This is a genomic window from Sediminibacterium sp. TEGAF015, from assembly GCF_025997995.1.
Lineage (GTDB): Bacteria > Bacteroidota > Bacteroidia > Chitinophagales > Chitinophagaceae > Sediminibacterium.
On record NZ_AP026683.1, the window covers coordinates 2,592,488 to 2,607,566 of the forward strand.

At 39.3% G+C, this 15,079-nt stretch carries 12 protein-coding genes; 8 read left to right on the forward strand and 4 right to left on the reverse strand.

The window, feature by feature from the left end; translation table 11 throughout:
* The first annotated feature begins 62 nt into the window (after positions 1–62).
* From TEGAF0_RS11640 to porN, 6 genes are all read left to right on the forward strand, one after another.
* Complete coding sequence (locus TEGAF0_RS11640; RefSeq protein WP_264898427.1) at positions 63–986, forward strand: DUF4271 domain-containing protein; 924 nt, start codon at positions 63–65, stop codon at positions 984–986.
* 32 nt (positions 987–1,018) lie between these two features.
* Positions 1,019–1,960 (forward strand): uroporphyrinogen-III synthase, encoded by a 942-nt coding sequence (locus TEGAF0_RS11645; protein ID WP_264898429.1) that lies wholly within the window; start codon positions 1,019–1,021, stop codon positions 1,958–1,960.
* A gap of 269 nt (positions 1,961–2,229) precedes the next feature.
* Positions 2,230–3,519 carry a T9SS ring complex lipoprotein PorK/GldK gene (gene porK / locus TEGAF0_RS11650; RefSeq protein WP_264898431.1) on the forward strand — a complete coding sequence of 430 codons (1,290 nt, stop codon included), beginning with the start codon at positions 2,230–2,232 and terminating at the stop codon, positions 3,517–3,519.
* Positions 3,520–3,542: 23 nt separating this feature from the next.
* Complete coding sequence (gene porL / locus TEGAF0_RS11655) at positions 3,543–4,286, forward strand: type IX secretion system motor protein PorL/GldL (protein WP_264898433.1); 744 nt, start codon at positions 3,543–3,545, stop codon at positions 4,284–4,286.
* 49 nt (positions 4,287–4,335) lie between these two features.
* A complete protein-coding gene (porM, locus tag TEGAF0_RS11660; protein ID WP_264898435.1) occupies positions 4,336–5,877 on the forward strand; it encodes a type IX secretion system motor protein PorM/GldM in 1,542 nt (513 codons plus the stop codon).
* An 8-nt stretch (positions 5,878–5,885) separates the two neighbouring features.
* On the forward strand, positions 5,886–7,010 hold the full coding sequence (gene porN, locus TEGAF0_RS11665) for a type IX secretion system ring subunit PorN/GldN (protein ID WP_264898437.1): 1,125 nt from the start codon (positions 5,886–5,888) through the stop codon (positions 7,008–7,010).
* A gap of 264 nt (positions 7,011–7,274) precedes the next feature.
* Here porN and uvrC read toward each other — a convergent pair whose 3' ends face one another.
* From uvrC to TEGAF0_RS11685, 4 genes are all read right to left on the reverse strand, one after another.
* Positions 7,275–9,083 (reverse strand): excinuclease ABC subunit UvrC, encoded by a 1,809-nt coding sequence (gene uvrC / locus TEGAF0_RS11670; RefSeq protein ID WP_264898439.1) that lies wholly within the window; start codon positions 9,081–9,083, stop codon positions 7,275–7,277.
* A 1-nt stretch (position 9,084) separates the two neighbouring features.
* Positions 9,085–9,612 (reverse strand): hypothetical protein, encoded by a 528-nt coding sequence (locus TEGAF0_RS11675; protein WP_264898441.1) that lies wholly within the window; start codon positions 9,610–9,612, stop codon positions 9,085–9,087.
* A gap of 145 nt (positions 9,613–9,757) precedes the next feature.
* Positions 9,758–11,182 (reverse strand): outer membrane beta-barrel protein, encoded by a 1,425-nt coding sequence (locus TEGAF0_RS11680; RefSeq protein WP_264898442.1) that lies wholly within the window; start codon positions 11,180–11,182, stop codon positions 9,758–9,760.
* A 10-nt stretch (positions 11,183–11,192) separates the two neighbouring features.
* Complete coding sequence (locus tag TEGAF0_RS11685) at positions 11,193–11,771, reverse strand: RNA polymerase sigma factor (RefSeq protein WP_264898444.1); 579 nt, start codon at positions 11,769–11,771, stop codon at positions 11,193–11,195.
* Positions 11,772–11,864: 93 nt separating this feature from the next.
* On the opposite strand from TEGAF0_RS11685, the gene TEGAF0_RS11690 reads away from it, so the two are divergent.
* Positions 11,865–13,484, forward strand: coding sequence for a DUF1800 domain-containing protein (locus TEGAF0_RS11690; protein ID WP_264898446.1), 1,620 nt, complete (start codon positions 11,865–11,867; stop codon positions 13,482–13,484).
* A gap of 10 nt (positions 13,485–13,494) precedes the next feature.
* On the forward strand, positions 13,495–15,069 hold the full coding sequence (locus TEGAF0_RS11695) for a DUF1501 domain-containing protein (RefSeq protein WP_264898448.1): 1,575 nt from the start codon (positions 13,495–13,497) through the stop codon (positions 15,067–15,069).
* The last annotated feature ends 10 nt before the right edge of the window (positions 15,070–15,079 follow it).

Consider the following 15,079-nt stretch of genomic DNA (forward strand, 5'->3'; position numbering starts at 1 on the left):
TGAACGTTTAATAAACTGCAATCAATATTTTTGTACGGATGCGCAATCGTTTATTTCTGATAATGATCTGTTTTTTTTGCATGCAGTGGATGGCTGCGCAGCAGGATTCAAACCGCCGCATTCAACAACCTGCTGAAATTTTGCCAGACACTTTGCGGATTCCTTTGGACAGTGCATCCATTGCTGATAGCCTGGCTGCAGACAGTATTAATCGGGAGCAGATGGCATTTGAAAAGCCAGTTCAATTGATTGATACCAGCACTTACAAAAGCATTGCACAAAATCCATATCTGCCATTGAATCAACCACCTTTATTTATGTTGGTAGATTACAAGGATAAACAGACTAAAGACGCATTGTTTTATACGGTCATCTTTCTTGTGTTTATTCTAGGCTTTATTAAAAATGTATTTCCAAAGTATTTTCAAAACCTCTTCCGATTGTTTTTTCAGACCTCATTAAGACAAAAACAAACAAAAGATCAACTGGAGCAGGATGGGCAAGCTTCTTTGCTCATCAATTTGTTTTTTCTACTGTCTGCAGGCTTATTTATCACATTAATGATTCAGCAATACCAGTGGGTAGATATGCCATATTGGAAACTATATGCATATGCAACCGCAGTATTAGCCATTATTTATCTGGGCAAATATTTATTTGTGTCTTTTGCAGGATGGGTATTCAACAATAGTCAGTCTGCCTCTTCCTATTTATTCCTTGTGGCCGTGGTAAACCGGATTATGGGCGTGGTTTTACTTCCCCTGACGGTAATCATGGCTTTTGCGGAAGCACCCATTGCAATTGTTGCCCTCACGATTTCATTCGGTGTTGTAACATTGTTATTTTTTTACCGATATATTGTCTCATTTGGCTTACTTAGGTCTGAGTTGCAAGTCAATCCTTTTCATTTTTTCCTTTACCTTTGCGCAGTAGAAATTTTGCCAATGGCCTTGATTTATAAGCTGTTGGTTGAAAATTTAGGCTGATATTTTACATTTGCAAAACACAAGAGCAAGCAATGAGCAAAAACGGGGCTAAGCAAGGGGCAAATTCTAAACCAGCCAGGAAGATTCTGATTTCGCAACCAAAACCGGAGAGTGAGCGTTCTCCTTACTTCGATTTGGAGCGCAAATACAATGTTGAACTGGTATTTCATCCCTTTATTGTTCTGGAAGGTATTCCTGCCAGAGAATTCAGGAAACAAAAAATAGATGTGCAGCAATACACTGCTATCATTTTCACTAGCCGAAATGCCATTGATCATTTTTTCAGAATGTCTGAAGAGATGAAGTTGAGCATTGCACAGGATACAAAGTATTTCTGCATTACAGAAGCAGTTGCCTTGTATTTGCAAAAATTCATCCTGTACAGAAAGCGGAAAGTTTTTTATGGTGCCGATGGTACCAACAAAAGCATGCTTGATGTAATTAATAAGCACAAGGAAGCCGAAAAATTTTTATATGTATGTAGCGAGAACCAGCAGGATAATGAAATTTGCGGTTGGTTAAAAAACAATCACTGCGATTTTCAGCTGGCATATATGTACAGAAGCATCAGTAACGATATCAAACCAGTACTGCAGAAGAACGACTACGATATGATTTGCTTGTTTACCCCCAGTGGCGTAAAAAGCTTATTGGATAATTTTCCAGACTTCAAACAAAACGGAACCATTTTAACTGCTTTTGGTAATAACACTTCTAAAGCTGTGATTGATGCTGGGTTTGAATTGCAGATTCAGGTTCCTAGTCCGCAAAGACCAAGTATGGTTGCGGCTCTTGACTTGTTTTTAGCAAACCCGCCTGCTGAAAAAACAGCACCGAAAGTGTCCGGAAAAACCTCTGTTAAATCCGCTGCAAGACCAGCAGGTAAAGCTATTGACAAGCCCGCTGATAAAGTAGCCAAACCTACAGCAAAAAAGAGTGTGGTTAAATCGCCACTGAAATCTGTGAAGAAATAAATAGTTAACCCCTCGTAAGAGGGGTTTTTTATTGGTTAGTCAGGCAACATTTAGCCTTTTTTTTCGTTCTAAATTATCTTTAGCAATTATGTAACAACTTTATAAGTAATTTGCCATTGACAGGCCCTATGAACAAAACCTATTTAGTTGAACTTAATTAGTTATTATTGATTGTAAAATTTACTTAAAAACCAACTGATACAGTACATTTTAATGGTACTCAGTCATTTGAAACAATATATTTGCTCCTGTCAAAATCAATTGTGGTCATGAATAGACATTTTTATTTGGTTGTAACGGCGATATGTGCGTTAACGGTCACTTCCTGTAACCTTTTTAACAAGGGAAAGAAGGGAGGAAAAGGCTTGCCAGACGATGGCCAACTTCACGGTGTGGCTCCTACGGCCAAGCAAAATATGAATGCACCAAGAAATATGGTGTATATCCAGCCTGGTACATTTCATATGGGCCCAAGCGATGAAGATATCAGCTACCAATATACTACCCGAAACAGACAGGTCTCCATTCCGGGATTCTGGATGGATGCCACAGAAATTACAAACGATCAATATCGTCAGTTTGTAAACTGGGTTCGTGACTCTTTATCATTCAAAATCTTATTTGGCCAGGGTATTAACAAAGAAGATGATACCATGGCGGTAGATTGGGCAAAGGTGAAAACCATTAAGTGGGACAGAAAAACAGTTGAACAACTGAATGAACTGAATCTTGCTCCGGATAATAGATTGTATGGGAAGCCGGAAATTGATCCTGACAAATTGATATACAGAGTTGAATATTTTGACCTGGCTGAAGCAGCAAAAAGAGAAAATGCAGGTCAGCCTAGAAAGAATTTTATTGTAAAAAGAAACCAGAAAGTATATCCAGATACTTTGGTATGGATGAGAGACTTCTCTTATTCTTACAATGAGCCCATGACCAAGCGTTATTTCTCTCACCCATCTTTTGGAAACTATCCGGTGGTTGGCGTTACCTGGAAACAGGCGATGGCTTTCTGTAGCTGGAGAACACATTACCAAAATGCTTTCCTTGCTAAGAAGAATTTAGCATATGACGGAGACTACCGTTTGCCTTCTGAAGCAGAATGGGAATATGCTGCCAGAGGAGGCAGAACCAATTCTATGTTCCCTTGGGGTAACTACTACACCCGTAATAAAAAAGGTTGTCTGTTAGCCAACTTTAAGCCAGGCAGAGGAAATTATGCAGAAGACGGAGGTTTTTATACAGTTAAAGCAGATGCCTACTGGCCGAATGATTATGGCTTATACAATATGAGTGGTAACGTTGCTGAATGGACGGGTTCTTATTTCTATGAAGGTTCTTACAACTTCTTGTCTGATATGAGTCCTGATGTTCGTTACGACGCAAAAGATTCAGATCGTCCTCGTGAAAAACGCAAAGTAATCAGAGGTGGTTCCTGGAAAGATACTCAGTACCAGATTCAGGTTAGTACACGTAACTATGAATACCAGGACACAGCAAAATCTTATATCGGTTTCCGTTGTGTAATTGACTTGGCTCCTAAAATGAAAAAATAAAATAAACTACAAAAAATACAATTATGGCTTCAGGTGTTTCTCCTACAGTTAATCGCGCGGTAAACGTTGTTGTTTCTCTTGGTGCTGCCGTGGTGATTTTTGGTGCAATGGCAAAAATTCTTCACCTTTCTTGGGCCGATTGGGCACTAAAAATCGGTTTGACAACTGAGGCATTGATTTTCATTATTTATGCCATTTTACCACCTCCGGATATGGGGGCACCTACAGTAGTTGCAGACGCTGGTAACCCTGCGCTAAAGAGCATGGAAAAAATGTTAGCAGAAGCGGATATTACTCCCGCTAATTTGGGAAAATTAAGCGAAGGCTTTAAGAAGTTGGGAACAACCGTAGAAAAAATGGGTGAAATCAGCGATGTAGTAAAGTCTACAGGTGATTTCAGTGCCAATTCAAAAGCTGCTGCTACTGCATTAGGATCTGTAGCTACAGCAGTGAATGGTGCCGTTCATTCCTTATCCAGTTTTGAGGCTGCTGCTGAGAGCAACAAACAGTTTCATGTGCAGGTTCAGGGATTAACCAAGAATCTTGCCTCTTTAAACACAATCTACGAATTGGAATTACAGGAAAGCAATAATCATTTAAAAGCGTTGAATCAGTTCTACGGTAAATTGTCTGCCGCTTCAGAAGCAATGAACAGCACTGCCGAAGATGCACAGAGAGCTAAAGAACAAATTGCAGCATTGGCTACCAACCTGAGCAAATTGAATCAGATATATGGCAATATGCTAACTGCAATGCAAGGCAGATAATTAGCGCAAAAGAAATAATTGAACAACGCTTTAGATAAATAAAAATAGTATGTCATTACCCAAGGAACCGCGGCAGAAGATGATTAACATGATGTATCTCGTGTTAACCGCTTTGCTTGCTTTGAACGTTTCTTCCGAAATATTGAATGCTTTTAAAACCGTTGACAAAAGCCTTATGACGGCTACTGGCGTTGCGGAAAAAAAGAATTCGGATATATTTAAATCATTCCAGAAAAAAATTGAAGATCCTACCACCAGAGAGAAAGCCGAAATCTGGTTGCCCAAAGCACAGAAAGCAAAAGCCATTTCTGACGAAGTGTACAATTACATTGAGGCGCTTAAGCAAGAGTTGAAGAAAGAAGCTGGATTAAAACTAGTTGAAGGAAAAGAAGATTTTAAAGAAGACGACTTAGACGCTGCTACCCGTTTGTTCATTTCTGCACCTCCAACTGGTAAGGGTAAAGGCAAAGAGTTGTTTGATAAGTTAAAGAATTTTAAAGATCAGTTATTGACAATTGATCCTGACTTGAAAGCAGCTATTGGAGCGAATCTTCCTTTGAGTCTTCCAGAAGTTAAGTCAGAAAAAGACAAAGAAGAGTGGGCATATACATTCTTTCATATGACCCCTACAGTGGCTGCCATTACGATGTTGAGCAAGTTTCAGAACGACATTAAAAATAGCGAATCTCAAGCGGTTGAATATTGCCATAAAGAAATTGGTGAAGTTGAACTAGTGTATGATCAGTTCCAGGCAATTGCTAATGCCAATGCCAGTTATGTAATGCCTGGTGAAGAAATTGTAATTAATGCAGGAGTAGGAGCGTTCAACAGTGCATCTCAACCCAAGGTTTCAGTAGACGGAGCAACAGCGACTCCCACTCCAGACGGTTCATTTGAATATAAGTTCAGACCCAATGCAAGCGGGTCAAAGAATGTAACTATCTCATTTGTGAAGCCAGACGGAACAACAGCCTCGGTTACCAAAGAAATTAAATACACGGTAGGGGTTCCTTCAGGATTAGTTGTATCAACAGATAAGACAAGAGTATTTTATCAGGGATTAGAAAATCCTTTGAGTGTTACCGGTGGAAGTGGAGACGAAAAAGTAAACGTTAGTGTGGAAGGAGCGGGCATCAGCTATCGCAAAGCCGGTCCCGGTCAATATATTGTTACTGCCACTAATTTAGGTTCTGCTACTGTTGTTGCAACCGACGGAAAAAACAGTCAGCGCATTGTGATACCCATCAAGCGTGTTCCCAATCCTTTGGCAACCGTTGGTGGTAAAGCTGGTGGACCTATTGGTGCCAATAATTTTAGAGTGCAAAAAGGAGTAGTAGCAGATTTGAAAGACTTTGTATTTGAAGGAGTAAAATATGAAGTAGTTTCTTTTACCCTTATTTGCACTGGCCGCGGATTTGAAGAGAGTGGATTTGGTATTGCAGAGGTTTCCGGTGCTTATTTTAATGCAGAAGCCAAAGCCTTATTGAACAGATGTCAGGCGGGATCTACTGTAGTAATTGACGAAATTAAAGTGAGCGGACCAGGCGGTACTCGCTTATTAGATCAAAATATTTCATTTACCTTACAATAAGTGTGTGTATGAAAAAGATGGTATATACAGGTTGTTTATTGGGATTGGTAATGGTTGCCTCTACTGGTGCCATGGCTCAATCGAAGTATAAGAAACCTGCCCCCAAAAAACCGGCTACTACAACCAATAAGGCTGCAGCAGCTAAGAATCAAGGTGCACAGGTGAATCCTGCAGCGGATACTACTATTACGCCCAGCAATAATATAAGCGGAACATCCCGTTACAGAAACAGCAACAACACGGCACTTGGTACAGGCAATACAACTGTAGCGCCTACCACCAATAATCCTTCAGCACCTGTAACCATCAGTTATGATACAACCGTACAAGGTGGGTTCAATGCCAAGCCTGAAGTTTCTTTAAGAAACAATTATGCAATGCTGAGAACACAGGTAAGAGACCGTAAGCCCCTGGAATACGAAGATCTTCGGGAAGATGATGCGGTATTCAGTCACTTTATCTGGAGAGAGATTGATGGCAGAGAAAAAATGAATCAGTCTTTCATGTATCCCGGACAGGATGATAATGGAGACATGCGTTTCTTCTCTCTATTGTTAAGCGCTATTAAAAACGATAGCGTTGTCGCTTTCTCTTCTGATAACGATCGCTTTACCAAGCCACTCACTACTTCACAGGTATTAGCCATGGTAGAAGGTGCCTTGGATACAGTTGATGTAACAGACCCAGCTACTGGCACTGTTGAAAAAGTAATTACCAAAAAGCCTAAGTTCAGTCCTGATAGTGTTTATACTTTCAGAATAAAAGAGCAAGTAGTATTTGACAAAGAAGCAAGCCGCATGTTTACCAGAATTCTGGGAATTGCTCCAATAGCTAAACAAGTGGTTGCCGGAAAATCAATGCCAAGAGTTTTGTTCTGGGTATATTATCCTGATATCAGAGCTTCTCTGACCAAATTTGACGTGTACAATCCAAAAAATATTGCAGCAAGAATGACATGGGAAGAATTGTTCGAAAGTCGTTTCTTCAGCAGCTATATTATTAAAAGTACCATTAACAACCCGGGCGACAAATCCTTAAATGCCCTTATTAAAGACCCTTTATTCAGATTATTGGAAGGCGAGAATATCAAAACCAAAATCATGAATTATGAGCAGGATCTATGGGCTTACTAAGTCAGAAACATCTTCTGTAAATAATTTCTATCAATTTGGGGGCTTCAAGCCCCCATTTTTATGTATGGTGGGGGTAGAATTGCTTATTCACATTTGTTGAATAAAGTTTTTTTTATATTTTCTGTGGGAAACTGTAATTTCACTTCGGTTTTTCATAGGATATTGGATTTTAAAAACGGGGCTGGATTTCTATCCTGGCCCTTTTTTTATGCCATTATGAATCTCCAAAAACCATATTAATTGATTTTCATAAGAATTAATGGCCTACATCTTCTCCTTAAAATATTTCGTTAGAATTGCTGCTCTACTAGCACCTATAATTGTAGATAAAGCTTGTTCGCTCTGAAGTTTTATATTCTTTACCGATTTGAATGTTCTAAGTAGTTCTTCTATGGTTGCTTTGCCAATACCTGGAATTTGTTCCAATTCATTTTTAAAAGTTCCTTTAGAACGTTGGTTTCTATGAAATGTAATACCGAATCGGTGCACTTCATCTCTGATACGACGAACCAGTTTTAGTGCATCACTATCCCAGGGTAGTTTAATAGAAGCTTTGTCTCCGGGGAAAAAGATTTCTTCTTCATTTTTAGCTAACCCTACAACAGTTGTTGTGCCAATTAAATCCAAAGAACGAAATGCATCCATTGCCGCCCCTAGCTGGCCCTTTCCACCGTCTATAATGACCAGTTGAGGAAATGGCTCTCCGGACTCTTTGAGTCTCTTGTATCGCCTGTTAACCACTTCATTCATAGTGGCAAAATCATTGATCCCTTCAACAGTCTTTACATTAAAACGTCGATAGTCATTTTTTGATGGTACCCCATTTTTAAAACAAACCATGGCACTTACCGGATATGCTCCCTGAAAATTTGAATTGTCAAAACATTCAATATGCAAGGGGGCTTCGCTCAATTGTAAATATTGCTGTAATTCATACAAGACTTTTTTCTGTTCCTGATCTGTCTTTCCTTCTAAATGGAGAATTTTCTTCTTACGTAGTTCGGCTTGATAGTAGGCAATATTTTTTAAAGATAGCTCCAGTAGTTTTCTTTTGTCACCTGCTTTGGGAACAGTAATAATTAGTGAGGGGTCAGGATATTCAATAGGGAAAGGAACAATGATTTCTTTCGCCATACTATTAAAAGTATTTCTTAATTCACCAACTACCCAAACCATTACTTCCTCTTCTGTTTCTTCTAGTTTGGTTTCAATAGGCACAGAGTGCGTCTGAACTATGGTACCATTTTGAACCATTAGGTAATTCACATAAGCTTTATTGTCTTCTTTAGCAATACTGAACACATCTAAGTTGGTTAAATGCTTGCTTACAACAACGGAAGAAGACTGATAATTTTCAAGATGCTCAATTTTTTTACGAATCATTTCTGCCTTCTCAAATTCCAGATTCATTGCATATTGCTGCATTTCATCTTTGAATTGCGAAATGACGGATCCTAAATTACCCTTTAAAATATTTCTCATCTGCAATATTCCATTCTGATAATCTTCTAGGCTTTGTAGTCCTTCGCATGGCCCTTTGCAATTTCCTAAATGGTATTCCAGGCAGACTTTAAATTTTCCTGCTGCAATATTTTCTTTACTCAAATTGAGCTTGCAAGATCGCAAAGGAATATACTGTTTTACAAACTCTATCAATTCTCTGACTTTTCCGGCCGAAGTAAATGGGCCAATATATTCTGAGCCGTCATTGATTTTTCTTCTCGTTAAAAAAATACGAGGAAAGGGTTCTCTTTTTACTACAATGAAAGGATAGGTTTTATCATCCTTAAGCTCAATGTTATATTTGGGTTTGTATTCTTTAATCAGTGCATTTTCCAGTAAAAAAGCATCCTGTTCAGAACCTACAATTGTGAATTCAATGCTGTGTATTCTTTTAACCAATTCATGTGTTTTGTAACCTACAAAGGATTTACTGAAATAAGAACTTACTCTTTTACGTAAACTTTTTGCTTTGCCAACATAGATTAATTCATGATCCCTATCAAAGTATTTATATACCCCAGGGTCTTGTGGTATCGTATGTGCTATTTTCTGAAATTCCTCCTGGGTCATTTTAAGGCTTGTTATTCCACTCAATGGTTTTACTGCTTTGCCAAATTAGCGTCTTTCCATTTTTCATAGACTTAGAAATAGTAAACTGTTTTCCCGCTATCCAACTGTACTGAACAGTCATGGTATTTCCCTCTTCTCTTGTTATTTCTCTAATGAACAATCTTTTGGGAAGATTGGTTTGTTCATTCAAAAGCAAATCAATGTTTTTTATATCTGCTTCGTCAGATTGATAGTTGATGGTATAGCTTTCCGTGCCCAAATCCTGGAAAACAGTCTCTTTATACAAGTACTTATTTTTTGAAAACCATACAGCCGCATTTTTTATTTCTCTGGCTGCAGATATAAATTCATCCTTGGTTAGCTGACTGGAAGTATGGTCTTCCTTTGCAAATGCAGTATCTCCGGATTCATTCAATTTAGTCTCAGTTATATTAAAATCCCTGAGGTCTACATATTGTATTTCATCCTGAATAAATTTTTCAATGGGATAGAACTTAGCTGTATCTGCAATTGCAATATCAGTAACCAACTTTGTCTTTTGGTTAGATTGGCAAGCAAATAATAAACTTAAAAGAAAAAATAGCCCTAGCCGAAGTACGAACTTTTGTATAGAAAATAGCCGCGAGAATTCGAATCGAAAATTCATGCTGTAAAGCTACCCAAAATCAGCAACTCTATCGTTGTTTGGTGTAAGCGAGGCGAATACCATAATCCATTAAGTATTCTTTTATTGGATATCTGTTGGTGTAAGTAGGTAAATGCTGGTACCTGATTTGAGGACCCAGCTGCCATTGGTTAGATCCGGATTTAAAGTTGATATGTATACCGGCACTGGTATTTACATTCCATCTTCTTACGAAATCATTCCCGTCGGTGTAGTTCTTGTAATCAGTTGACAATAAAAATACGCTGGAGTTAAAGGAATAAGTTGGCTGTACAGTTGCTTCTGCGCTGATGCCAAATTGTTTGCCTTTGAATATATCCCATTGTACGCCCAAAGGCACAGCTACCTGATAGCTTTTGTTGTTTAATTGCTCTTGTTTGTAGCCTACAGTATTGTTGTAGCTGGAGAACATGTTCAGATTTTCAATGCTGCCATTATTCAGTAAAGAAATAGTAGCTATGCCATTTGCACTTCTGAAAGTTTCAATATGGTATTGGCGAATATTTAATTGTACTCCTGCTTTGAATTTAAGACGGGTATTGATGTTGTATAATGCTGCCAGTCCTACTTCCAATCCCATGGCAGGCCTATGTCTTACAACTTCATTTACACCAGCAGTGTAACTTAAAGCCAGTGGAAGATTCTGAGCTGGGGATATGGCATTGTTATTTGGCTGAACAATTTCTTTTACTTCTGCATCTGATAAAGAACGATAGCTGGTAGAAGGTGTGATGTAAAACTGGAATCCGATTCTTTTATTGGTTATCGGAAACTGCAAAGAGCGATTTACAGCCGGTATTAATTTCTCATCAGATAAATTAATATGTAAAGGCGTTTTTTCCGGTGCAGCAGCTAATGCAATCTTAGTGATATTTCCAGACCATGCTTTTTCTGCAACTGTTTCCAAATCTGTTTTTTCAGCAACAACAGCTGGTGTATTTTCTTCCTTAACAACTGGAATTAATTGCTGGGCTGTAATGGTATTCTTCATATTTACACCAGCCATCTGCCATTCATTTTTAATCCCGGTTTCAATGGTTGGTATAGCAGCATTTGCTGTGGCATCCCTGGCTTCTGTAGCCATTGATTGTTTAATAGCATGCTGGGTTAAATGCTGTGGCTCAATTGCATGATAATACGCTTCCTTAGGAGATGGCGCATGCATCCTTTGCTCAACCATTTGTTTTTCAATCTTATTCAGATTGCTCGTATCAAAATTAAATTGGCGGGCGGTTGGGGTTATTAACAGGGTAGAAACAGTAAGTCCAACTATGATCAGTAAGGAAATAACAGTTAACGCAGGCCAGGCAGGATTTCCATGAATATCTGTACGGATCTTCTTCCATACATTATCCGCAGGATACATGCGATGGTCCTGTAGCTCTTCCCGCAGGAATTGCTCAAATGCGTTGTCTTGGTTGTACTTACGATCCATATCCTAATAGCTACTGCTTAAAAGCAGCTGCCCATGAGAATTTCTCTCTTGGCTGCTCAATAATTCTTTTCTTAATCAAAATAGCTTCCAGCATAGACTTTGCACGGGTATACTGACTCCTGCTTGTGCTCTCTTCAATGTCTAACATGTCAGCTATCTCTTTATGACTATATCCTTCCATTGCATATAGATTCAAAACCGTTCTATATCCAAGTGGCAGGAGTCTAATACATTCAATGATCTGTCGGGCTTGCATTACAGATGGCATCGTTTCCTCTCTCACTTCCAGATAGTCTGCCTGATCTAGATCAATGCTGTTGCTGAACTTTTTATTTTTCTTTAAAAAGTTAATACAGGTATGAACAATGATCCTTCTGATCCATCCTTCAAATGCTCCTTTATTTTGGAACGTATGCATTTGTGTAAAGACCTTAATGAATCCCTCTTGCAGCATATCTTCTGCATCTTCCCGGCTGTTGGCAAAACGATAACACACGCTCAGCATCTTGGGACTGTAGCGATTGTACAGTTCTCTTTGTGCAGAGGGGTCATTGTTTAAACAGCCTGCAAGAATAGATTGCTCTGTCATTGAGGGATTTATTTCCCTAAATATAAGACATTTTTAATGTTAAAAGGCTGCATAATTCGCTTACTTAGCGTCATATAAGTACCAATCCTGCGTATGGACAATCTTTACAACCCACCCCCACTAACTGGTTTGAATCCCTATACGGGACCATTCACTCAGACGGAATTACAGCATTTATTGAAGCGAACCCTGTTTGGAGCCAGTAAATCCGATCTGGATTATTTTGCAGGAAAAGCGCTTCCTGTGGTGCTCAGCGAGTTATTGAATCCGGCGGCTGTAATCCCCCCGCCCCCCATAAAAGAATATACCACTTCTACAACAGCAACTACACCCGATACGGCCATAGCTGTTGGCTCCACTTGGGTGGGCGATTTAAACAACGATGGTACGGTACAAAGTCAGCGACGCGCTTCATTTAAAAAATGGTGGATGGGGTTAATGATTAATCAGGACCGTTCTGTGTTAGAAAAAATGACCTTATTCTGGCACAATCATTTTGCCACAGAAACCAATGATGTAAGCAATGCACAATATGTATATAGACATCATCAATTGTTGCGGTCAAATGCATTGGGAAATTTTAAAACACTAACCCGGGCTGTTACAGTTGACTCAGCCATGCTGGTCTATCTAAATGGTCAGTTGAATACTAGAACAGCACCAGATGAAAACTATGGAAGAGAGTTACAGGAATTATTTTGCTGTGGTAAAGGACCTGATTCCTTGTATACAGAAGCTGATGTAAAAGCAGCAGCAAGAGTATTAACAGGGTGGAGGAATAATAATACCACCATGACTGCGTACTTTGATTCAACCAGGCACGATACCAATCCCAAAGCCTTTTCATCTTTTTATAATAATACGGTGATTGCAGGAAGAACGGGTGCTACCGCTGGTGATATAGAACTGGATGAGTTGCTGACGATGATTTTTAATGTGCAGGAAGTAGCTAAATATGTTTGTCGCAGAATTTATCGATGGTTTCTTTACTATGATATAGATGCATCGGTGGAAACCAATATCATTACTCCGCTGGCCAATATTTTCAGAACTAATAATTATGAAATAAAGCCTGTGTTGCAGGCACTCTTGCAAAGTGAACATTTTTTTGATGTATTGTCTAGAGGATGTCAGATCAAGAGCCCGGTAGATTTAGTAGTGGGAATGTGCAGAGAGTTTCCCATGGCGTTTCCGCCAGCCAGTGATTATATTACTAACTATGCACACTGGAATTATATGGTAACCTGGGTAAGTAATATGCAACAAAACATTGGAGATCCACCAGATGTGAGTGGATGGAAAGCCTATTACCAGGAGCCACAGTTTTATCAAATCTGGATCAACAGTGATACTTTGCCTAAGCGTAATCAATTTACTGATACCATGATTGTAACGGGTTATAGTTTTGGTGGTAAAAGAATTCAGGTAGATGGATTGGCACTGGTTCAACAACTCAACACGCCCGCAGATCCGAATGCACTAATCAATCAATTGACCAGTTATTTGTACCGGATAGATTTATCAGGTGCTTCAAAGACACAACTTAAACAAGATATATTATTAAGTGGACAAACCAGTGATCATTACTGGACAGATGCCTGGAATTTATACATCAGCAATCCAGGTAATACTGCTAATACCACAACGGTAAGAAACAAAATCAGGGACTTGCTCAAATATTTACTGAACCTGGCAGAATACCAACTGGCCTAAAACCCAAACTATGAAAAGGAGAGACTTTTTAAAAAATACAGTGCCTGCAGGCATTTTACTGCCATCATTGGTGAGTGGGTTTTCGTTTAAAGTATTTGGTGCTTCTTCTGTTTTTGCGGCGGCATTGCAGATGCAGGCTGAAGAGAACGATCATATCCTGGTCATTATTCAGTTGAATGGCGGCAATGATGGATTAAATATGGTGGTTCCTCTTGAGAACTTTGCCAACTATGCCAATGCAAGACCCAATATTTTTATCCCTGAAAACAAAGTATTGAAATTAACTGGTGTAGACAAAGCAGGGTTACATCCTTCTATGACTGGTTTACAAAGTTTATACAACGAAGGGAAATTAAATATTATTCAATCAGTTGGATATCCACAGCCTAGTTTTTCGCATTTCAGGGCTACGGATATCTGGATGAGTGCCAGTGATTCCAACACAGTAGTCAATAGCGGATGGGCAGGAAGATATTTGGATTATCAGTATCCGAATTTTCCAACCGGCTATCCCAATGCAACCATGAAAGATCCATTGGCCATCCAAATTGGATCGGCTACTTCTTTAACGATGCAAGGTCCGGCTGTTAACATGGCCATGAGCATTAGCAATACTAGTAATTTTTATAACCTGATTAACGGAGTGCAGGATCCTGCACCAGCAACTCCTGCAGGCAAAGAGCTAACATATATCAGACAGATAACGCAGCAAACACAACAGTATGCCAATGTAATTAAAGATGCTGCCAGTAAAGTACCTACGCAGTCTACCTATCCAGCGAATAACAGTTTGGCTGATCAGTTAAAAATTGTAGCCAGATTAATTAAAGGTGGATTACAAACAAGAGTATACATGGTAAGTACAGGAGGATTTGATACCCATGCATCTCAGGTAAACAACGGAGATACAACTACTGGAACACATGCAACATTACTGGGAAGAGTAAGTGATGCCATCAAAGCATTTCAAACTGATCTGGCATTTTTAGGCGTGGATGATAAAGTGGTAGGTATGACTTTCTCAGAATTTGGCCGACGAATTAGAAGCAATGCCAGCAGTGGTACAGACCATGGTGCTGCAGCCCCTGTATTTGTTTTTGGAAAGCAGGTGATTGGTGGCGTTACTGGCAATACCCCCAATTTTGGCGCCAGTGTAGGAGTAGGGGACAATGTTCCTTTCCAATATGATTTCCGATCTGTTTATTCTACCTTGTTAAGCAACTGGCTATGTGTAGAAGATGCCGATTTGCAACAAATCATGTTGAAGAATTATCAGAATCTTCCTTTGGTAAGCGGTGCAGCCTGTAAGCGTCCTCAACCATTGGCCACAGAACAATTGATCAGTAATTATCCGAATCCATTTACTTCCAGTACGGTCATTACCTTCAAAACAGCTGGCGGACATACATTAGTTCAAATCATCGATACCAGTGGTAGAGTTATTGCCGTATTAACAGATAAAGAGTATCCGGCAGGGACTTATACCGTTACATTCAATAGCGGATTTCTGCCAACAGGTGTGTATTATGCCCGTTTTCAGAACCTTTCTGTACAGCAAGTGCGACCCATGCTGAAAGTCAGGTAAAAATCCCCCA